This is a genomic window from Fictibacillus halophilus (assembly GCF_016401385.1).
GTDB lineage: Bacteria > Bacillota > Bacilli > Bacillales > Fictibacillaceae > Fictibacillus > Fictibacillus halophilus.
Genome location: NZ_JAEACF010000001.1, coordinates 1,019,513 through 1,041,405, shown reverse-complemented (window position 1 = coordinate 1,041,405; position 21,893 = coordinate 1,019,513). Strand labels below are relative to the sequence as shown.

At 41.0% G+C, this 21,893-nt stretch carries 18 protein-coding genes; 1 reads left to right on the top strand and 17 read right to left on the bottom strand.

Annotated elements, in window-relative coordinates:
• Position 1 precedes the first annotated feature (1 nt).
• From fmt to I5J82_RS05480, 8 genes are all read right to left on the bottom strand, one after another.
• Positions 2–931 carry a methionyl-tRNA formyltransferase gene (fmt, locus tag I5J82_RS05515; protein WP_233096418.1) on the bottom strand — a complete coding sequence of 310 codons (930 nt, stop codon included), beginning with the start codon at positions 929–931 and terminating at the stop codon, positions 2–4.
• Between the two features lie 2 nt (positions 932–933).
• The gene (gene def / locus I5J82_RS05510) at positions 934–1,407 is read right to left on the bottom strand and encodes a peptide deformylase (RefSeq protein ID WP_198766996.1); all 474 of its coding nucleotides are present in this window, start codon (positions 1,405–1,407) and stop codon (positions 934–936) included.
• A gap of 18 nt (positions 1,408–1,425) precedes the next feature.
• On the bottom strand, positions 1,426–3,834 hold the full coding sequence (gene priA / locus I5J82_RS05505; RefSeq protein WP_198766995.1) for a primosomal protein N': 2,409 nt from the start codon (positions 3,832–3,834) through the stop codon (positions 1,426–1,428).
• A complete protein-coding gene (gene coaBC / locus I5J82_RS05500; protein ID WP_198768923.1) occupies positions 3,831–5,039 on the bottom strand; it encodes a bifunctional phosphopantothenoylcysteine decarboxylase/phosphopantothenate--cysteine ligase CoaBC in 1,209 nt (402 codons plus the stop codon). Before coaBC ends, priA begins: the two co-directional genes overlap by 4 nt.
• A 141-nt stretch (positions 5,040–5,180) precedes the next feature.
• The gene (rpoZ, locus tag I5J82_RS05495) at positions 5,181–5,387 is read right to left on the bottom strand and encodes a DNA-directed RNA polymerase subunit omega (protein WP_066393535.1); all 207 of its coding nucleotides are present in this window, start codon (positions 5,385–5,387) and stop codon (positions 5,181–5,183) included.
• Entirely contained in the window at positions 5,387–6,004 is a 618-nt protein-coding gene (gmk, locus tag I5J82_RS05490; RefSeq protein WP_066393532.1) for a guanylate kinase, read from the bottom strand. Before gmk ends, rpoZ begins: the two co-directional genes overlap by 1 nt.
• A gap of 15 nt (positions 6,005–6,019) precedes the next feature.
• Positions 6,020–6,277 (bottom strand): extracellular matrix/biofilm regulator RemA, encoded by a 258-nt coding sequence (gene remA, locus I5J82_RS05485; protein ID WP_066240628.1) that lies wholly within the window; start codon positions 6,275–6,277, stop codon positions 6,020–6,022.
• 338 nt (positions 6,278–6,615) lie between these two features.
• Positions 6,616–9,288, bottom strand: a complete 2,673-nt coding sequence (locus I5J82_RS05480) for a calcium-translocating P-type ATPase, SERCA-type (protein WP_198766994.1) — start codon at positions 9,286–9,288, stop codon at positions 6,616–6,618.
• A gap of 97 nt (positions 9,289–9,385) precedes the next feature.
• Here I5J82_RS05480 and I5J82_RS05475 point away from each other — a divergent pair, with 97 nt between their 5' ends.
• The gene (locus tag I5J82_RS05475) at positions 9,386–11,095 is read left to right on the top strand and encodes an Rqc2 family fibronectin-binding protein (protein WP_198766993.1); all 1,710 of its coding nucleotides are present in this window, start codon (positions 9,386–9,388) and stop codon (positions 11,093–11,095) included.
• A 586-nt stretch (positions 11,096–11,681) separates the two neighbouring features.
• On the opposite strand, the gene I5J82_RS05470 is transcribed toward I5J82_RS05475, so the two are convergent.
• Genes I5J82_RS05470 through I5J82_RS05430 form a run of 9 tightly spaced genes read right to left on the bottom strand, consistent with a single transcriptional unit; the run spans position 11,682 to position 21,869 of the window.
• Positions 11,682–12,341 (bottom strand): class I SAM-dependent methyltransferase, encoded by a 660-nt coding sequence (locus tag I5J82_RS05470; protein ID WP_233096568.1) that lies wholly within the window; start codon positions 12,339–12,341, stop codon positions 11,682–11,684.
• A gap of 31 nt (positions 12,342–12,372) precedes the next feature.
• Positions 12,373–13,011: an orotate phosphoribosyltransferase gene (gene pyrE / locus I5J82_RS05465; RefSeq protein WP_198766991.1), complete on the bottom strand. Its 639-nt coding sequence runs from the start codon at positions 13,009–13,011 to the stop codon at positions 12,373–12,375.
• Positions 12,980–13,714 carry an orotidine-5'-phosphate decarboxylase gene (pyrF, locus tag I5J82_RS05460; protein WP_198766990.1) on the bottom strand — a complete coding sequence of 245 codons (735 nt, stop codon included), beginning with the start codon at positions 13,712–13,714 and terminating at the stop codon, positions 12,980–12,982. The genes pyrE and pyrF overlap by 32 nt, the downstream gene beginning before the upstream one ends.
• Positions 13,687–14,625, bottom strand: coding sequence for a dihydroorotate dehydrogenase (locus I5J82_RS05455; RefSeq protein WP_198766989.1), 939 nt, complete (start codon positions 14,623–14,625; stop codon positions 13,687–13,689). The genes pyrF and I5J82_RS05455 overlap by 28 nt, the downstream gene beginning before the upstream one ends.
• Positions 14,622–15,392, bottom strand: coding sequence for a dihydroorotate dehydrogenase electron transfer subunit (locus I5J82_RS05450; protein WP_198766988.1), 771 nt, complete (start codon positions 15,390–15,392; stop codon positions 14,622–14,624). The genes I5J82_RS05455 and I5J82_RS05450 overlap by 4 nt, the downstream gene beginning before the upstream one ends.
• Positions 15,389–18,595, bottom strand: coding sequence for a carbamoyl-phosphate synthase large subunit (gene carB / locus I5J82_RS05445; protein WP_198766987.1), 3,207 nt, complete (start codon positions 18,593–18,595; stop codon positions 15,389–15,391). The genes I5J82_RS05450 and carB overlap by 4 nt, the downstream gene beginning before the upstream one ends.
• Positions 18,588–19,685: a carbamoyl phosphate synthase small subunit gene (locus I5J82_RS05440; protein ID WP_198766986.1), complete on the bottom strand. Its 1,098-nt coding sequence runs from the start codon at positions 19,683–19,685 to the stop codon at positions 18,588–18,590. Before I5J82_RS05440 ends, carB begins: the two co-directional genes overlap by 8 nt.
• On the bottom strand, positions 19,682–20,974 hold the full coding sequence (locus I5J82_RS05435) for a dihydroorotase (protein ID WP_198766985.1): 1,293 nt from the start codon (positions 20,972–20,974) through the stop codon (positions 19,682–19,684). Before I5J82_RS05435 ends, I5J82_RS05440 begins: the two co-directional genes overlap by 4 nt.
• Complete coding sequence (locus tag I5J82_RS05430) at positions 20,949–21,869, bottom strand: aspartate carbamoyltransferase catalytic subunit (protein ID WP_198766984.1); 921 nt, start codon at positions 21,867–21,869, stop codon at positions 20,949–20,951. Before I5J82_RS05430 ends, I5J82_RS05435 begins: the two co-directional genes overlap by 26 nt.
• Positions 21,870–21,893 lie beyond the last annotated feature (24 nt).

Sequence of the window (21,893 nt, the reverse complement as noted above, 5' to 3'; positions counted from 1 at the left end):
TCTACTCACCTAATCTCAAGCCTTTTGAAATGCTTGCTCCTTTAAGATAATCACTTGCTAACATTCTCTTTTTTCCTGAAAGCTGCAAGTCTGTAATAATAATGCTTGTTATGTTTCCTGTTGCTACCTGAAGACCTTTCTCATGAATACCAATTACAGTCCCCGGCTCAGCATCAGCACTTGTTTCCTTCTTTTCACCCCACCACACCTTAAGTGGCTGTCCGTTTAAATACGTATAAGCAACTGGCCATGGGTGTAGCCCACGAATGTGGTTATAAATTTCTTCACCCGTTAATGTCCAGTCTATCTTTTCTTGTTCTCGAGTGATGTTCCAAGCAAAGGAAACTTCTTCATCCACTTGTGGGACAGGTTTTAATTTCCCTTCCACAAGCTGAGGAATGGTTTCTGACAATAGTTTCGCGCCAGCTACGCTCAACTTATCATGCATAGAACCTACATGATCATTTTCTTCGATTTCAACTTCAACTTGGGTAAGTATATCACCTGCATCTAATTTTTCAACCATATACATGATTGTAATACCTGTCTTGTCGTTTCCATCCATTATACTCTTGTGAATCGGAGCACCTCCGCGATACTTTGGAAGCAACGATGCATGAACGTTGATACACCCATATTGAGGCGTTTCAAGAATCGCTTTTGGTAAAATCTGTCCATATGCCGCTGTGACGATTAGATCTGGTTGTAGAGCGATGATGTCTTCATAGTCTTCTCGCAGTTTAATAGGCTGATACACAGAAATTCCATGTTTAATCGCTTCTTCTTTAACAGGTGTTTGCTTTATCTCTTTTTTTCTACCTACAGGCTTGTCAGGTTGAGTGACAACACCAACGACATTGTAACCATCTTCAACGAGCTGACGAAGAACAGGTACGGAAAAATCAGGCGTTCCCATAAATAATACTTTCATGTTTATCCCTCCTGTTCTTCCGTTTCGTAATATTCGATTACTTTTGAAGTAAATAAAATTCCGTGCAGATGATCGATTTCATGTTGGATAGCACGAGCAAGAAAATCACTCGCTTTTAATGTGAACTCTTTACCGTTTTCGTCTTGAGCTGTAACGGTAACTTCAAAAGGACGTTCAACTTCACCAAATAATCCTGGAAAACTTAAACATCCTTCAGGACCACTTTGGCTACCAGATGTTTTCTTGATAACCGGGTTGATCAGAACAAGCTGACCAGTCTCATCACCAACATCTACAACAGCGATCTGTTCTGCGATCCCGATCTGAGGTGCAGCAAGACCTACTCCTTCTGCTTCATACATGGTCTCGAACATATCTTTAACTAACTTTTTTAACTTATTATCAAATCTCGTTACTGGCTCACATTCAGTCTCTAAAACTGGATGTGGATGTTCTACAATTTTAAGAATGGTCATTTTTATCTCCTTAACTAGCTACATAAGTGTTTGGGCGTTTAAATCACCCGTTATCTGAAGATCTTTAATCTCTTTATCTTTTTGAAAATGAGCAATAATCTCTTCAAACCAGGTTCTTAGCTCTGGCTCATTTTTGTATTTTATCATGACCTGATAGCGATATCTATCCTTCACACGTGCAATCGGCGAAGTAACTGGACCAAGAAGCAAACTATCTGATGATAATCTCTTCGATAGATAAGTGGCTGCTTTCTCGCTCGCTTCAACAACTTGCATGAGATCGAGATGACTGAACGTTAACAGCCCTAAATAATAGAAAGGTGGATACTGATGAAGTTTCCGAGTTTGCATCTCATGATTATAAAAGGTGTGATAATCGTGTTTTGATGCTAGTTGTATGCTGTAATGCTGTGTATCATATCCTTGTACGATTACCTTTCCTTCAAGTTCGTGTCTGCCTGCACGTCCGCTCACTTGTGTCAGGAGCTGAAAGGTTTTTTCTGACGCTCTGAAGTCTGGCAGATGAAGCATCGTATCAGCTGCTAAAACTCCTACTAATGTAACTTTTGGAAAATCAAGCCCTTTTGCAATCATCTGTGTACCAAGCAAAATATCAGCTTCACCATTTTCAAAGGCCGTTAGCAGCTTTTCGTGACTTCCTTTCTTTGAAGTCGTGTCAACATCCATCCGGATCACGCGCGCTTCAGGAAGGACTTTTGCAAGCTCTTCTTCTACTTTCTGTGTTCCGGTTCCAAAAAAACGGATATGTTCGGAAGTACAACTAGGACAAACAGAAGGTGTACTCTCTTTATAACCGCAATAATGGCATTTTAATTCACCAAAACGCTTATGGTAGGTTAAAGATATATCACAATGAGGACATTGCGCTACGTATCCACAATCTCTACAAAGAATAAAAGAAGCATAGCCTCTTCGATTTAAGAACAAAACCGATTGTTCTCCCTTTTGAAGCCCATCTTTCAGCTTGTCCATCAATGCAAGTGAAAACATAGAGCGGTTCCCGTTCTTTAATTCCTCTCTCATGTCGACTATGGTGACTTCTGGCATCGGATTAGCATGTACACGATTAGCTAGCTCTGCTAACTGATACCGTCCTTTTTGAGCTCTTGCATATGTCTCGAGCGCTGGTGTGGCGCTTCCAAGAACAATTGGACATGAATGATATTTCCCTCTCCATATCGCGACATCTCGTGCGTGATAGCGTGGGTGATCTTCTTGTTTATAACTTGTTTCGTGTTCTTCATCTATAATGACAATCCCTAAGTTTTGGAACGGAGCAAAGATCGCAGACCTGGCTCCAACAACGACTGAAACTTCTTTTCTAAGAATCTTTCTCCATTCATCATATTTTTCTCCAATGGATAATCCGCTATGAAGAACAGCAACCGCACTACCGAAACGGCCTTTAAAACGGTTTACCATCTGTGGTGTGAGTGAGATCTCAGGTACGAGTACGATTGCTTCTTTTCCTTTATCCAGAACATTTTGGATGGACTGCAGATAGATCTCTGTTTTCCCGCTTCCCGTTACGCCATGTAGAAGTACAGTTTCATGTTTATTGTTCTCGATAGAATGTAGAATCGGTTTAATCGCATTTTCTTGATTTTCTGTTAATAGAAGAGGCTGTGTGCGTTTCATGGTACGCCCTTGAAACGGATCGCGATAGACCTCTTTTTCTTCTATAAAAAGAATTCCCTTTTTAGATAATGTTTGTGCTGTTGAGAGAGTAGCTCCTGTTTCATTCAAAATTTCCTGCAGAGAGTACTCTCCATCTGGCCGCTGTATTAGTTCTAAGAGAATCGCCTTTTGTTTCTCAGCGTTTTTGTTCAACTTGTGGATCTGTTCATCAGCTAAAGTCCGGTCTTTGATAGAAACGAATTTCCGCCGCTTTTTGTTCGCTTTATTTTTCACTTTATAAACAACGTCAAGTATTCCTTCTTTTGCAAGTGCCTGCAGTACCGGCAATAAATCAGGATTTGATTTCGTCACATCACTTACATGAATCTCATTGTTAGTTGAGAGAAGGGTATGAATTGAATCCGGAAGTTTATCAGGTTTGATCACTTGAAAAGACTTTTCGTAAGTGGCTTTCATCGCAGCTGGCAACATGGCTTGATAAGCTGTAATGTAAAAGCTAAGCGTATTTTCAGCAAGCCACTTGCCTAGCTCGATCAGTTCGGAAGTTAAAACAGGGAGCGGGTCCAGAATTTCCGTAATGTTTTTTATTCCTTTTACTGTGGACGTTGTTTTCACCTCTAAAATGAAGCCTTGAAGCTTTCTCGGCCCAAACGGTACGATAACACGCATCCCAGGTTCTGCCCATTTTTCCCAAACAGCAGGAATTTTATAGTCAAAAGTTTTGTTTACACTTCCTGAAGGAACGTCAACTACCACTGCAGCGATCATCTTTTCATCAATTCCATAACTTCTATCAATATTTCATGTGCTGCACTTTCTTTTGACAGAATCGGCAGAACCTTCTTAGAGCCATCCTTCTTGATCATAATAATTTCGTTCGTGTCACTTCCAAAACCAGAACCTTCTTTTGACACATCATTACCTACAACCATATCGAGGTTTTTTCGAATCATCTTATCTTTTGCGTAGTTCTCAAGGTTTTCAGTCTCAGCCGCAAATCCTACTAACACTTGATGTTCCTTTTTCTCACCTAATGATTGCAAAATATCTATCGTCTTTTTCATCTCAATCGTCCAAATATCATTTTTCTTCTTAAATTTGTTTGAATGAACCGTTACAGGTGTATAATCAGCTACTGCTGCACATTTAATGACAACATCTTGTTCATGATAACGAGACATTGTCGCTTCATACATATCTTTAGTGGAAATGATATTTTCAATGGTAACGCCTTTTGGAACTGGCAGTGCAGTTGGTCCTGTAACAAGGGTTACTTCTGCACCTAGTTTTTTTGCAACAGCTGCTATTGCATACCCCATCTTGCCTGACGAATGATTTGTAAAATAACGAACAGGATCCAATTCTTCCCTAGTTGGACCAGCAGTTACGAGTATTTTTTTTCCTGTTAACGGCTTATCTTCTGCTTTTTGTTCATTAAAATAGGTATGAACAGATTCTATTAGTTCTTCAGGTTCAGCAAGTCTCCCTTTACCGATCCATCCACATGCTAAAAGTCCTTCGTTCGGTTCTATGAAGCGCCATCCAAATGAAGCTAATGTTTCCATATTCTTCTTCACGGCCGGATGGTTGAACATATTTACATTCATCGCAGGTGCGATCAGTACGTCTGCTTTTGTTGCAAGCAATGTGGTTGTGAGCATATCGTCCGCGATACCGTTAGCTAGCTTACCGATGGAGTTTGCCGTTGCTGGGGCAATTAATACAAGATCCGCCCAGTCAGCAAGATCTATATGGCTAACAACTGCTGGATTTTTTTCTTCAAACGTATCCGTATAAACTTCTTCTCTTGTTAGCGTTTGAAAGGTAAGTGGCGTAATGAATTTTCGTGCAGATTGAGTCAAGATCACTTTTACTTCGTATCCGTTTTGAAATAATCTGCTTGCTACTGTCGCTGCCTTGTATGCAGCTATTCCGCCTGAAACAGCAAGCAATATTCTCTTCTTTTCCATAATAAACCCCTTCCGCCGCTCTTGACTTATACATGCTAACTCTATTTTACAGCATTTATATGTAATAAAAAATCTATTGAAATCTGTCGAGAACAAAAAAATAACAACCTTTAGTCAAGGTTGTATATTTTTTCGCTTGTTCTATTAATCTTCTGGAGTTTCTCCGACTTTCATTAATACACCGGATTGAATTTCTTCAAGTGCTTTACCAACAAACTTGTGTGATACAGGTTTTGCAATCTGCTGGTTATCGTATTTTTGAATTTCTCTAGCACGTTTAGAACTAAGTGTAACTAGTGAGTATTTTGAATCTATCTTTTCCATAAGAGAATCGATGGATGGATATAGCATTATTTGTCATCTCCTAAAATTTTTTCGTATTTTGGACGAACTCTGTCCACACGGCAATGCTCGGTAGTAATGATCGCTTTGATTCGATTGCAAGCAGCATCAATCTCATCATTCACTACAGAATAATCATAGTGTCTCATGAGTTCGATTTCTTCCTTAGCTACAGACATACGGTTGTTGATCAAATCTTCTGTTTCTGTACCGCGTCCAACAATACGACTTCTTAACTCATCCAGACTAGGCGGTGTTAAAAAGATGAACACACCTTCTGGAAAAATATTTTTAACTTGAAGTGCACCTTGTACCTCGATTTCCAAGATAACGTCTTTACCTTCATCAAGCGTACTATTCACATATTCAATCGGTGTTCCATAATAGTTGCCAACATATTCTGCCCACTCGAGCAGCTGTTTATTTTCAATCATATCAAGGAACTCTTCTTTTGTTTTAAAGAAGTATTCTACCCCATGCCGTTCGCCTTCACGCGGCTTTCTAGTCGTTGCTGAAACGGAATATTGAATGTCCAGCTTTTGTTCACGAAGCGCTTTACACACCGTTCCTTTTCCAACGCCCGACGGACCGGAAAGAACAAACAGAATGCCTCTTTCTTTTTCCATAAAAACCTCCACAACCTAACTTTCTTCTGAGCCCTCATCAACCGACATCAGTCTATGAGCTACTGTTTCAGGCTGAACAGCTGACAAGATGACATGATCACTGTCAGTCACAACAACCGCTCTCGTTCTGCGGCCATATGTAGCATCAATCAGCATGTTTTTTTCTCGTGCGACCGTGATTAATCGTTTAATCGGTGCAGATTCAGGACTGACTACCGCAATAATTCGGTGAGCAGCAACAATATTTCCGTACCCAATGTTAATTAATTTCATCTCTAAACGCCCCTAACCTGCTACTATTCTAGCCAAATGGAATAACGGGTCATACGCTAATTGTACGATATTGTGAAAAACTGTACACATGTTCTTATATTTTAGCACATAAATCCTGAAATCTAAACTAATTTCCCTATTTTTAAGGAAATAGCGTTAAAAACTTGAAGCTATTCCTTCGCCTTGGATAGCACCATGGAATTTGGTTGAAGTCTAGAATCGCTCATAAAAGTCTGGAATCGCTCGTCCAGCGTGCTTCACAGCCGCTGGACGAGCACATATCACACTTAAAATAAGAGAAGCTGGTACCCAAACATACGGGAACCAGCTCTTTTTGTTTATCTTGCTTCTTTTTTGAATAACTGAAATCCTGCTAGAGCAAATGTTGGAATAGATGCCATGCCAAGAACGAGCAGCCATTGTCTTATTGAGAGCGGAACCGTATGGAAAATATCTTGCAATGGTTCTACGTACATGACCACTAGCAATAATAGAATAGATGAAATAACAGCCAAGACTAGGTAACCGTTCTGAAACGGATTTCTATGAAAAACAGATCGCTCACTTCTGCAATCGAACACGTGGATCAACTGTGCCATAACAAGTGTAGCAAAAGCTACGGATTGCGCGACGATCAGTTGATCTGGGTTCTCTTTTAAGGTAACCCAGAACGCAAGAATGGTAGCTCCACCAATCAAGAATCCCCTTGAAACGATCTTCCATCCAAGCCCCCTAGAGAAGACACCTTCTTTGGCTTGCCTTGGTTTTCTTCTCATAACATCTTCTTCTGCTTGGTCAACACCTAACGCCATTGCTGGCAAACCATCTGTCACCAAGTTTACCCATAGAATCTGAATCGGTACTAATGGCAATGGTAAGCCCATGATCATCGCAAAAAGCATAACTAAAATCTCACCTACGTTGGACGCTAGAAGATAACGAATAAACTTTCTAATATTTTCATAGATGTTTCTTCCTTCTTCAATCGCAGAGCGGATCGTGGCAAAGTTGTCATCACCAAGTACAAGCGAGGATGCTTCTTTCGCCACGTCTGTTCCTGTTATACCCATCGCAATACCGATGTTAGCTGACTTGATAGCTGGTGCATCATTGACGCCATCACCAGTCATTGCAACAACATGGCCTCTTCGTTGAAGAGACTTTACGATTTTTAATTTGTGCTCTGGAGAAACTCGCGCGTAAACGTACACATCTTCTGAAACTTTGTCCAATTCATCGTCGCTTAATTGAGCAAGCTCAGCACCTTCCATCACTCTTCCACCGTTAGGCAACATGTTTAGTTTTTTCGCGATACTCGCTGCAGTTACTACATGGTCTCCCGTTATCATGACAGTTTTGATACCCGCAGTCTGACAATCTCTGATACTTTCTTCGACTTCAGGACGTGGCGGATCCATCATTCCCTGTAATCCGATAAATGTAAGACTTCTTTCCGCAAAAGAAGCTTGTGAATAATGCTCTCCTTCTTTTAACGGACGAATGGCAACGGCAATCGTTCGCAATGCTTGACTGCCTAGTGCATAGATCGCTTCTTTTATTCTTTCTTTATGAGCTTGTTTGATCAATTGTTTTTTATCATCCCACACAATATAATCACTTTTCTCGAGTAATACGTCTGGTGCTCCCTTTACCACTAGCATCTGATTTCCTTCAGTATCCCGAACAACAACACTCATCATTTTTCGGGTAGAATCAAATGGAAACTCATGCTGAATCGTAAATTGTTCACTTAAAGATTCTTTCGTAATTCCTGCTTTGTAAGCACTAACGAGTAACGCCGTTTCTGTTGGGTCACCAACTTCTAACAATGAGCCTTTCTTACCTTCTTCTATCATGGCATTGTTACAAAGCGCGGCATATGCCAAGACTTCTGTGAGCTTATCTTCTCGTTTATTGTTTTCTTGAATCCCGCCACCAATGACTTCAAAACCTTCTTCATTAACACTCCACTGTCTGCCTTGAGACCAAATACGTGTAACCGTCATCTTATTTTGAGTCAGTGTTCCCGTTTTATCAGAGCAGATGACAGTTGCACAGCCTAATGTTTCTACAGACGGAAGCTTTCGGACAATCGCTCGTTTTCGTATCATTTTTTGAACACCTAGCGCGAGTGCAATCGTAACGATAGCTGGAAGTCCTTCTGGAATGGCAGCAACAGCTAACGACACACCTGCTAGAATCATGCTATAGAGGTCATGTCCTTGCATAACACCTGCTAGGACTACTAAGACGGTTAACAGCAGTGCAAGAGCGATTAAAATTTTTCCAAGCTGTTCAAGTTTCATCTGAAGAGGCGTTGCAATGTTTTCAGCAGTTTGTATGAGGTGTGCGATCTTCCCCATCTCGGTTTTCATGCCTGTCGCTACAACGATACCTTGTCCCGTTCCTCTTGTGACCATCGTGCCCATGAACGCCATGTTCTCTTGATCACCAAGGTTCAGGTCTTCAGCAGAAATAAGATTGTTATGTTTTTGTGCAGGAACTGATTCTCCTGTGAGTGCTGATTCCTCGATCTGCAATCCTGAAGTTTTTAAAAGTCTAATATCTGCTCCTACACGATCACCGCTTTTCACTTTTATCACATCGCCTGTTACGACGTCTTTCGCAGCGATTGAAACCCATTTGCCTTCTCTTAGAACCTGCGCACTAGGTGCAGATAATTCTTTTAGTGAAGCTAAGGATTTCTCTGCTTTTCTCTCTTGGATAAAACCAAGAATTCCGTTCATCACCACAATTAGGATAATGGCGATCGCGTCTAAATATTCTCCTAAAAAGCCGGATAACAATGTAGCCGCTAAGAGGACGAGGACCATAAAGTCTTTAAATTGTGCAAGGAACATTAAGATGGCAGACTGCTTCTTTCCTTCTTCTAGCTGATTCGGTCCATCTAACTTTAACCTTCGTTCTTGCTCACTTTTCGAGAGCCCTTCTTCCATCCTGCTGTTAAGAATGGATTCAATTTCGTCTTGCGGCAGCTGGTACCAATTCATAGCTTCCACCTCTGATAAGATTAGTTAATAGCATTTATATGCAGGCATGTCCGCAAAAATGCTATACTATGAATCAGAAATAAGAGGTGACCATAACATGAGTTTTGACGGAATAATGACACGTGCCATAACAACTGAACTACAAAACACACTTACTTCAGGACGTATCTCAAAAGTTTATCAGCCACATAAGACAGATCTTGTTTTTACAATCCGTGCGAATGGAAAAAATCATAAACTTTTATTATCTGCGAATCCTTCATTCGCCAGAGTACATCTCACTGAACATACGTATGAGAATCCAGATACTCCTCCTATGTTCTGTATGCTTCTTAGAAAGCATTTGGAAGGCGCTTTTATTGAAAAAATTGAACAGCTTGATCTTGAAAGAATCATAACGATTACCACTAAAAATAGAGATGAGATCGGGGACGAAACGACAAAAGTACTCTATATTGAAATCATGGGAAGACACAGCAACATCATTTTAGTCGACCAAAAATCACAGAAGATTGTTGATAGCATCAAGCACATTCCTAGCTTTCAGAACCGTCATCGTACCATCCTTCCAGGCTTTGAGTACATCATGCCTCCTGCGCAAGAAAAAACAGATCCTTTTACAGTGACAAATGTAGATGAATTTGTTTCTAAGATTTCTTGGAACGAAGGAAAATTGGATAAACAACTCGTAACCAGATTCAGCGGGTTCTCTCCTTTAATCGCTAAAGAAATCGTGCATAGAGCAGGACTCTCGGTTAAAAACGAAGTTGCCGACGCCTTTTTCAGTGTGATGAAGCAACTATCAAATCAAGAATATGAACCTCAAATGATCACAAACGATAAGAAAGAATATTTTTCAATTCTCCCTCTTCATCATGTGTCAGGGGAAAGCCGATCCTTTGATACGGTCAGTCAGATGCTCGATCGGTATTTTTATGGTAAAGCGGATCGTGACCGAATCAAACAGCAAGCAAACGATCTTGAAAAATATCTATCGAACGAATATGACAAGATTAAGAAAAAGATAGGAAAATTAGAGAAAGAACTTCAGCAAACGCATAATGCCGAGGAGTATCAACGAAAGGGCGAACTTCTCACAGCGTATATGTATTTGGCGAAAAAGGGAGATAAAGAAGTTGAGGTAGAAGATTACTTCTCGGAAGATCAGCCACTCGTAAAAATCACGCTTGATCCTCTTAAAACGCCTGCTGATAATGCGCAAAGTTACTTCAAAAAATATGGAAAACTAAAAAAATCAGTTTCTATTATTAAAGATCAGATTGAAAAAGCAAAGAATGAATTGCTTTATTTTGAGCGTCTGATCGTTCAGATGGATTCAGCATCCATGAAAGATGTTGAAGAAATTAGAGAAGAGCTTGGTGAAGGCGGTTATTTGAAACATAGACAAAGTAAGAACAAGAAAAAACAAAACAAGACGCCTCAACCTGAAAAGTTCACATCCACTGATGGAACAGAAATCTTAGTCGGTAAAAACAATAAACAAAACGACTATCTAACCTTTAAGTTATCAAGAGCAAATGAAACATGGCTTCATACGAAGGACATTCCAGGTTCTCATGTTCTGATTCGATCGTCGAGTCCAAGTGAAACAGCTATTAAGGAAGCTGCTGTTTTGGCAGGTTTTTTCAGCAAAGCAAAAAATTCGAGTTCGGTTCCTGTTGACTTTACGTTAGTAAAACATGTGAAGAAGCCTAATGGGGCAAAGCCTGGATTTGTTATTTATGATAATCAGCAAACACTTTTCGTGACACCTGATGAAGATCTTGTTTTTCGGTTGAAAAAGTAAGCCTATTTTGAGGACTGGCTATGATGTTTTTTTGAATGTGTTGATTTCCGCTACAGGGTGCTCGCTTTCCGCGGGGTGTGCGGTGAGCCACCTAGCGCTTTGCGCTGATAGGTGTCTCACCTCTCTTGTTACAGTGGCTAGCCCCTCGAGGTCAAAAGTTAAATGGCTAAGAAGGCAAAGAGCGTCTTCAAACCCATTCATCTTTTGCTTGTCGGGGCTGAACAAGCCACTTCCACTTTTCGAACTGTCACACTGATCCCGCAGGAGTCTCGCACCTTACGCTACCTAGCTTAAGAAAGCGCTCCATTTTCGTATCATTCTTTTATCTAATAAATACAAATTACAGTATCCGAGATTGGACAGATTAATTGCTGAAATGGACAGATTGTGGCCCCAATCGGACAAATTATATAAGCAATTGGACAGATTCCCCACTCAATTGGACAGATTCTTATTTTTGAAGGTCATTTAGGGCGCTTAAATCATACGTTCTCCCTCTTGTTGCACCTGTATAGAGCCATTTCAAAGATACTAAGGGCTTGGATGCTTACGGAAGTCCAAATTAAAAACGCAGAGCAGCTTGGATTTAGCTGTTCTGCGCTTTTTTTGCTTTACTGATAATGGCTAAGCCACCTAACACTTCATGATGTTGAACCTCAGTAAATTTTAGGTTGTGGAGTAATTCTGTCATTTCATCTGTTGAATAACGATGTCTTCTCGTACTCACATTTGACCATTTTAATAGGGCTGTTCGTTCGAACCCTAAAATGTCATGCTCCTTTGCGTAAGAAGCAGCGTTTTCTTGACTCATTTTTCCACTCGGATTCAGCATGACGATTTGACCATCATCTTTTAGAACGCGATGAACCTCATGGATTCCTTTAGCTGGATCGGGCAATAAAAACATCACACAGGTGGATAATGCTAGATCAAACGAATGATCTGTAAACGGAAGATTCTCTGCATCTGCAACGATAAACTCACTTTTACCACTTAATTCATGATAAAAGAACTGCTGAATACTAGCCTTGATCATCTCTGAAGACAAATCTACGCCGACAAGCCGATTTGCTTCCTCAGCTCCACGCAACAGCAATCTTCCCGTTCCGCATCCCACATCTAGAACGTCTTTTTCACTCCATGACCCTGTTACTTCTTTTAAATGATCATGAACTTCCTTAAGCCAAGTCGTCCTTGCCATGCTATCAAAAAAGGAAACAAGCTCATCAAATTCTTCACCGTTCATTTTTCTCAAAATGTTAATCTCCTTAAGAAAACTATTTGGAAAAAGAGGCAGCTCCCCAGTGTTCTGGGTCTTGTTGCCATTCTTTTAATAAAGAAAGCCCTTGTTCACTTATCTTTCCGCTTTCTTGTGCTTCCTCTATTAATGTACTAAAGTTTGTTACGGTTTGAAAAGAAATATCCAACTCACCGAGTGCTACATCAGCCTTTTTCAGACCATAACTAAAAATGGCTACAACACCGAGCACTTCTATCCCTGCTTCACGAAGAGCAAGTACGGATTGAATAGAGCTTTTGCCGGTTGAGATCAAGTCTTCAACAACTACTGCCTTCTTACTTTTATCCGTTAACCCTTCAATCTGATTCGTTTTTCCATGAGCTTTCGCACTAGATCTTACGTAACACATTGGTAATTCCATCTGATCAGCTACGAAAGCAGCATGAGGAATACCTGCTGTTGCTGTTCCTGCGATAAGATCAGCTTCTGGGTAATGCTTCTCTATTAACGCGGAAAGCTCTCCAGCTACTTGTTTACGAATCTCAGGATACGCAATAATCAACCGGTTATCGCAATAAATGGGAGACTTCATCCCAGAGGACCACGTGTATGGATTTTCTGGTGACAGAGTTACGGCCTCAATGTTAAGCAAATGTTGGGAAGTTGTAGTTTTCATGACTATCTCTCCATTCTTTTAGTATTTCAGAATAAGTTGTAACAGGTGTGTCTGATTGGGTGATACTTCTGCCGATCACCATATAATCCGATCCTTTTAACGCAGCTTCTCTTGGTGTGGCAACACGAGCTTGGTCATGTGTATCAGCGCCGCCGGGACGAATCCCTGGAGTGACAGTCAAAAAGTTCTTTCCACAAACCTCTTTGATCTTCATAGCTTCTTGTACGGAGCAAACGACACCATCTAATCCTGCCTTTTTCGCAAGTTCTGCATAATGAGTCACACACTCTTTCATATCAACATCCTTAATCAAGAGCTCTTCGTTCAATACTTTTTCTGTTGTACTTGTAAGCTGTGTGACCGCAATTAATTTTGTATGATGAGCACCTGCTGCTAGTAAACCTTCTTTTGCAGCTCTCATCATTTGAGTTCCGCCTGCGGCATGAACATTCACCATGTCAATATTGAGTCCACCGAGGACATTCATGGCTTTATGAACAGTAGTCGGAATATCATGTAGTTTTAAATCCAAGAAGATACGAAAGTTTTTTTCTTTCAGCCATTTGATAAATGAAGGTCCTTCTGCATAAAAAAGTTCCATACCCACTTTCACATATGGAGACTGTCCTTCAAAGCTTGATAGGAAGGATTTAGCTTGATCTGCATTCTTAAAATCTAACGCGATGATAACGGGGTTTTCCATTGCTTCGTACTCCTTCCTGTCATCTCACTAATATTTTCTACACCAATTTCATCTAACAGCTTAGGAAGTTGCTCGATGATCTCGGGACAAACATAAGGATTTACAAAGTTTGCAGTACCGACTGCAACAGCTGATGCACCAGCAGACATCATCTCAAGAACATCTTCTGCTGTGCTGACACCGCCCATACCGATAATCGGAAGTGATACCTTTTGACTTACTTCATAGATCATGCGAATGGCTACAGGTTTTATGGCTGGCCCTGAAAGTCCGCCCGTCTTATTTGCCAAAGTTGGATGACCTGTTCTCCAATCGAGCTTCATACCAACTAGTGTGTTGATCATCGAAAGACCATCAGCGCCTGCTTCCTCTACTGCTTGTGCCATCTCAACAATGTTAGAGACATTGGGCGAGAGTTTCACATAAACGGGTTTTTCAGATACGGCTTTCACTTTTCTTGTCAGATCTGCAGCAGATTTGTAATGTGTGCCAAATTGAATTCCGCCTTCTTTCACGTTTGGACACGAAATGTTAAGTTCTACAGCAGACACTCGAGCAGATGAAGAGATTTGTCTTGTAACTTCGATATACTCTTCTTCTGTTGAACCGGCTATATTAGCTAAGATTGGAATGTTATAAGGTTCCAAAGCAGGAATTTCATTTTCTATAATTTTCTTTACGCCTGGGTTTTGAAGTCCGATAGCATTTAACATTCCGCTTTCTGTTTCAGCTACTCGAGGGGTAGGATTACCGAAACGTCCCTCTAGAGTAGCTGCTTTTATCGTAATACCACCTAGTACACTTAAGTCATACCACTTGGCATATTCTTTTCCGAATCCAAAACAGCCGGATGCAGGAAGGATAGGATTTTTCATATTTAACCCTGGCAATGAAACATGCAGCCTACTCATAGTACAACCTCCCCCATCTTAAATACCGGCCCATCACTGCAGATTTTCACATATCCTGATTCTCTCGTTTCGGTTGGACATACACAGGCAAAACATGCGCCTATTCCACAGCCCATTCGTTCTTCTAACGAAAGATATCCCCGAAGGCCTACCGCTCTCTCTTCAACTGCTTTCAGCATGATCGCCGGTCCAACAGAGTAGATAACAGGTTCATTTTCAACGACGTTCATCATCGCGTCTGTTACAAATCCTTTTATTCCGAGAGATCCATCAACGGTAGTCACGATGGTTTCTCCGATATCTTTGAACTTTTCGATGTAGAAGCTGTCTTCAATAGATTGATAACCTAGAATAAATGTTACTTCTATTCCTTTTTTCTTTAAATGTTTACCAAGGTAATACAGGGGGGGCACTCCTATTCCTCCCCCAATGAGCAGTGCGTTTTTGTTTTTATCCATTTCAGCCAATTCAAATCCGTTACCTAGCGGACCTAGTACATCTACAACTTCACCTGCTGATTTTTGACTAAGCTGTTTTGTACCTTCGCCTTGTGCACGGTACAAGAGTGTTACTTCTTCTCGGTCAAGATCGACATCACAGATCGAAAGTGGTCGGCGTAATAGTTTTGAAGAATGATTTCCTACAGAGACATGGAGAAACTGACCAGGTGTAGTCATGCTACCTACACCAGAGCCAGTCAATTTCATCTCAAATATATTTCTAGCGATCTCTATGTTCGATGTAACGTTCAACAAGTGCTTCTTCATACGAGCACCTTGTCTTTTTTTGTGAATGCTGAGAGTGCGTGTGCTGAAAACGAGATAGACTCAAGCACTTCTAATAGAGCGACTGACGTATCTAAGTTTGTCAAACATACCACTCCGTTCTCTGCGCATTCTCTTCGAATGCGGAATCCGTCTCTCGCCGGAATCTTCCCTTTTGTTAACGTGTTCACTACAAATTGCGCTTCGTCTTTACGAATAACATCAAGTAGATTTCTTCCTTCAGATCCGATCTTGCCAACAACGTCTACTGGGATACCTTCTTGTTCAATGATGTTCGCGGTTCCTTCAGTTGCCATAATTGTATAACCGATCTCATAAAATCTCTTCACCATCTCAAGCGCTTCTTCTTTGTCTTTATCTGCTACCGTAAAGAGTACAGTTCCGTGCGTTGGAATTTTCATACCAGATGCGATCAAGCCTTTGTATAGTGCTTTTTGAAGATTCTTATCTCTTCCCATGACTTCACCTGTAGATTTCATCTCAGGTCCTAAATACGTATCCACACGACGTAGTTTAGCGAACGAGAACACAGGAACCTTAACGGAAACTTCATCTGCTTCCTTCTGATAGCCTGTTTCGTATCCTTGACTAACTAGATTCTCACCTAAAATGACTTTTGTAGCGACGTTAGCCATCGGTACACCCGTTATCTTACTTAAAAATGGCACTGTACGGCTTGAGCGCGGATTCACTTCAAGTACATACACTTCATTCTTATGCCAAACGAACTGGATGTTCAAAAGTCCGATGATTTTCAAACCTTTTGCGATTGAAATCGTTCTGTCAATGATTTTCTGTTTGATCTCTTCAGGCAGCGTTTGAGGAGGATAAACGGCGATTGAATCTCCAGAGTGAACACCTGCACGCTCTATATGCTCCATCATTCCTGGAATGAAAACATCTTGTCCGTCTGAGATCGCATCTACTTCAATCTCTTTTCCTTCCAAATATCTATCGACTAGTACCGGATGATCGGGATTTACTTTAGCTGCGTTTTCCATATACTGAAGAAGCTCGCTTTCTTGGTACACGATCTCCATTGCTCTACCACCAAGCACGTATGACGGACGAACGAGAACAGGATATCCGATTGAATTCGCGATAGTAACGGCATCATTAACGGAAAATGCTGTTTTTCCAGCCGGTTGCGGAATCTCTAGTTGTTTCATTACTTGTTCAAATCGCTCTCTATCTTCAGCTAGGTCCATGCTGTCTAAAGATGTTCCGAGAATTTTAATTCCTCTTCTTTCAAGCTCTTCTGAGAGGTTGATCGCTGTTTGACCACCGAATTGTACGATAACGCCTTCTGGCTTCTCATGATCGATTACATGCATAACATCTTCTACAGTTAGCGGTTCGAAATAGAGCTTGTCAGACATGCTAAAGTCAGTTGAAACTGTTTCTGGATTGTTATTGATGATGATTGCTTCATAACCTGCTTCTTGGATCGCCCATACCGTATGAACGGTCGCATAATCAAACTCAATACCTTGTCCGATTCTGATCGGACCAGACCCTAGAACGACTACACTCTTTTTGTCAGTGATGATTGACTCATCTTCTTCTGCATAAGTGCCGTAATAATAAGGTGTAGCGGATTCAAACTCTGCCGCACACGTGTCAACCATCTTGAAGACCGGCTTGATTCTCTCGTTCAATCGGAACTGATACAGATCATACTCGTCCATTTCCCAAGCTTCTGCAATCCAACGATCGCTAAATCCTTTTTCTTTTGCTTTCTTTAAAATGACTGCATCTTTCTTACGTTCTTTTACTCGTTTCTCTAATAAAATGATGCCATGCAGCTTTTCTAAGAAGAAATAATCAATTTTTGTCCATTCATGTATCTGTACTACAGTAATCCCCATTCTTAGTGCTTCAGCAATATAGAACAGCCTTTCATCATCTGCTCTCAAGATTTTTTCTTGTACTTCAGATTCTGTTAAGTTTTTCTCTTTAACATCAAGGTGGAATGCGGAAATCTCAAGAGATCGTACCGCTTTTAAAAGGGACTCTTCAAAGTTTCGTCCGATCGCCATAACTTCCCCTGTCGCTTTCATCTGTGTTCCAAGCTTACGGTTCGCTCCTTCGAACTTATCAAACGGCCATCTTGGAATCTTTGAAACGATATAATCAAGTGCCGGCTCGAAACATGCATAAGTAGTTCCCGTCACTGGGTTTTTAATCTCATCTAGTGTGTAGCCTACTGCGATCTTTGCTGCTAACTTCGCGATCGGATAACCTGTCGCTTTAGAAGCTAAAGCGGACGAGCGGCTTACACGCGGATTTACTTCGATCACATAATATTGTGAGCTTTCTGGGTCTAGAGCGAGCTGTACGTTACAGCCTCCCTCAATTTTTAACGCTCTAATAATTCTTAATGATGCGTTTCGTAAAAGTTGATAGTCTCTATCCGTCAATGTTTGACTTGGTGCTACCACAATCGAGTCACCGGTATGAATTCCTACTGGGTCAATGTTTTCCATATTACACACAACGATTGCCGTATCGTTTTTATCACGCATCACTTCATATTCGATCTCTTTGAATCCTGCGATACTTTTTTCGATTAATACTTGTCCTACAGGACTTGCATGCAATCCGGATGGCGTAATCTCCAAGAACTCTTCTTCATTTGTTACGATTCCGCCACCTGTCCCACCAAGTGTAAACGCAGGACGGATGATTACCGGATAGCCATTCTCGGCAACGAACTCTCTTGCTTCTTCCATGTTATGAACGATTGCACTCTCAGGAACTGGCTCGTTCAACTCTCTCATTAATTCTCTGAACAAGTCACGGTCTTCCGCTTGTTGGATAGAAGGAAGCTTTGTTCCTAATAGTTCTACGTTGTATTCCTCGAGAACGCCTGAATTAAAAAGCTCTACTGCTAGGTTAAGACCAGTTTGTCCGCCAAGTGTGGCAAGTAGTCCATCTGGTCGTTCTTGACGGATGATTCGAGAAACAAACTCAAGATTTAGAGGTTCGATGTAAACTTTATCCGCCATATTAGGATCAGTCATGATCGTTGCAGGATTAGAGTTAACTAGAACAACTTCATATCCTTCTTCTTTTAAGGCTTGGCAAGCTTGTGTACCCGCATAATCAAATTCTGCAGCTTGTCCAATCACGATTGGTCCGGAACCAATCACTAGAATTTTTCGGATGTCATGTCGTTTAGGCATATTGCATCAAACCTTCTTTCTTAGTTGTTTTAATCATGTTCATGAAATCATCAAAGATCGGATTTGAATCTTGTGGTCCTGGCGATGCTTCTGGATGATACTGAATAGAAAACGCTGGCTTCATATTATGTTTTAACCCTTCAACCGTTCCATCGTTTACCGCTTGGTGTGTTAGAACTAACTCTGAATTTCTTAGAGACTCTTCTGTTACTGCATAACCATGGTTTTGTGAGGTGAGCGCAATTTTACCTGTCTCAAGATCTTTTACAGGATGGTTAGAACCTCGGTGTCCGAACTTTAGCTTTTCAGTATCAGCACCGCATGCAAGCGCTAATAGCTGATGCCCTAAACAGATCCCTAAGATCGGGATGTTATTTTTTAAAAGCTCTTGAATCATCGTTATTCCTGAGTGGACGTCTTTTGGATCTCCAGGTCCGTTACTCAAGAGCACACCATCAGGCTGAAGACGAATGATATCCGCTGCAGATGTGTTGTGCGGAACAACGATCACATCACATAATCTTCTAGATAACTCTCGTAACATTCCACTTTTCACTCCAAAATCTACGACTACTACTCGGTAACCGCTGTTTGGTAAGTGATAGGGTGTTTTTGTTGATACTTTTGTTACTTGATTCGTTATTCTCTCTTCTGCATTCAAGTTCTTTATCACTTCTTCAGCATTTTCTATAGAATTTGTCATTCTACCTTTTAGCGTTCCGTGCTGTCGGATTTTTCTTGTAAGTTTACGTGTGTCAATACCATATAATCCAGGAATATCTTTGGCTGTCAGCCAGCTGCTTAGGGATTGCATGCCCTCATGATGGTTTGGAAACTCAGCATGCTCATTCACAATGATTCCGCTCGTTGCAGGACGGATCGATTCGTAGTCTGAACGATTGATTCCGTAGTTCCCCACTAGTGGATACGTAAAGCAGATAATTTGATCACAGTATGAGGGATCCGTCATCACTTCTTGATATCCTGTCATACTCGTTGTGAATACTACCTCTCCACTAGATTCGCGTTGTGAACCAAAAGCTAATCCGTTAAAAATCGTTCCATCTTCTAAAATTAAGTAGCGTTTCATACTAAGCTCTCCTCTCGTTGATAAACAAACTTTCCTCCAAATATGGTCGCAACCGGCCATCCTATGCAGTTCCAGCCGTCAAACGGTGTGTTCTTTCCTTTAGATACAAAATCCTTAGCATTGATTGTTTCTTCTTTTTCTAGATCGATGATTGTAAGGTCTGCAAGTGATCCTTCTTTAAGTCTTCCATATGGCAGATTAAAGCTTTCAGAAGGCTTCTTCGTCATCTTGTCCACAAGTTCTTGTAGCGTGAAACATTTCTTTTTCACAACAAGCTCTGTATATAGCAGAGGAAAAGCAGTCTCTAGGCCCACGATTCCAAAAGGTGCAAGTTCAACATTCTGTGCTTTCTCTTCTTCACTATGTGGAGCATGATCAGTTGCGATAAAATCTAGCGTGCCATCTTTTAGTCCTTCTATTAGAGCCTGGCGATCAGCCTCACTTCTTAAAGGAGGATTCATTTTATAGTGTGTATCGTTACCCTTAATGTCTTTATCGCTTAAGATCAAATGATGAGGCGTAACTTCTGCAGTGACTTTAATTCCTGCAGATTTCGCATCTCTTATGACTCGAACTGATTCTTTCGTACTCACGTGACAAACGTGATATCTAGCATCTGCCGCTTCAGCGAGTAATACATCACGTGCGATGTGTACAGATTCACTAACGGACGGAATTCCAGGCAGATTTTCTTTTTTCGTAAACTCACCTTCGTGGAAAGCACCTCCTATAGGAAGAAGCGTGTTGTCTTCACAATGTGCTACGATGACAGCACCATAGCGATTTGCCTCCTTCATCGCGTTAAGCATCATCCCCGCTGACTGCACTCCCACTCCATCATCCGTAAAAGCGAATGCGCCACCCTCTAGAAGTGTTTCAAAGTCTGTGAGTTCACTCCCAATCTGTCTCGTAGTAATCGATGCGTAAGGAAGTACTCTGCAGTTTGCCGTGTCTTTGATCTTACTCTGTACAAGAGCTAATGTTTCCTTGCTATCTGGTACAGGTCGCGTGTTTGGCATCGCAGCCAGAGTTGTATAGCCACCTTTTACGGCTGCTTTCGTTCCTGATGCGATGGTCTCTTTATGTTCGCCACCAGGCTCTCTCAAGTGAACATGAAGATCTACAAATCCTGGTGTTACTAACTTTCCTGCAACATCAAACACTTCATGATTCTCTATCGCGATATCTTTCTCTACCTTTTGAATTCTGTTATCCACAATTAAGATATCCGTTTGCACAAGATTGTTGTTTCCGTCTAGAATCTTAGCGTTTTTTAATAAGTAGCTCATCGTTAATAGCCTCCTGATTCGTATTCAATGCCCATCTCAATACCGCCATTCGAATAAAAACACCATTCTGTACTTGCTTAAATATTCTTGAGCGTTCACACTCAACAAGTTCATCTGCTATTTCAACGCCTCGATTTACAGGAGCTGGGTGCATGATAATGCTGTGTGCTTTCATCCTTTTTTCTCTTTCAACCGTTAAACCATATTGCTGATGATAATCTTCTTTCGTGAGATGCATTGACGCGCTATGTCTTTCGTGTTGTATTCTGAGCATCATAAGTGCATCAGCTTGTTCGACCGCCTCATCCATTGGGATGAAATCGTCTTTCCATTCATCTACGAACCATTCTTCTGGTCCTGAAAATAATACTTTCGCTCCCATCTTTCGGAGGACTTCTGCGTTTGAGCGAGCAACACGGCTATGTAGGATATCACCTACAATTACAACGGTTAATCCTTGCAGTACAATAAATTCTTGTTGTATCGTCAAAAGATCTAACAGAGATTGGGTCGGGTGATTGCCACATCCATCACCAGCATTGATGATCGGAACATTTATTTTTTCAGCTAAGCCGTCGAAATAGCGATCTTCGGGATGCCTGATAACAAATGCCTCCACTCCTATTTCCTCTAGCGTTCGTAACGTATCATAAAGCGTCTCGCCCTTTTGCACGGATGAACCGTTTACTTCTACGTTTAAAGGTTTCATGCCAAGTCTGTGTTCTGCCGCTTCAAAGCTAAACCTAGTTCTTGTACTTGGCTCAAAAAATAAATTTGCGATCAACTTTTGTTTGAAGATCTCGTCTTGCTTTCCGCTTTTAAACTCTTCTGCTTTTCTCAATATGAATTGAATGTCTTCAATCGATAACTCATTCATTGTTAGTAAATGTTTCATGCTACTCTCTCCTTTTGACATAAA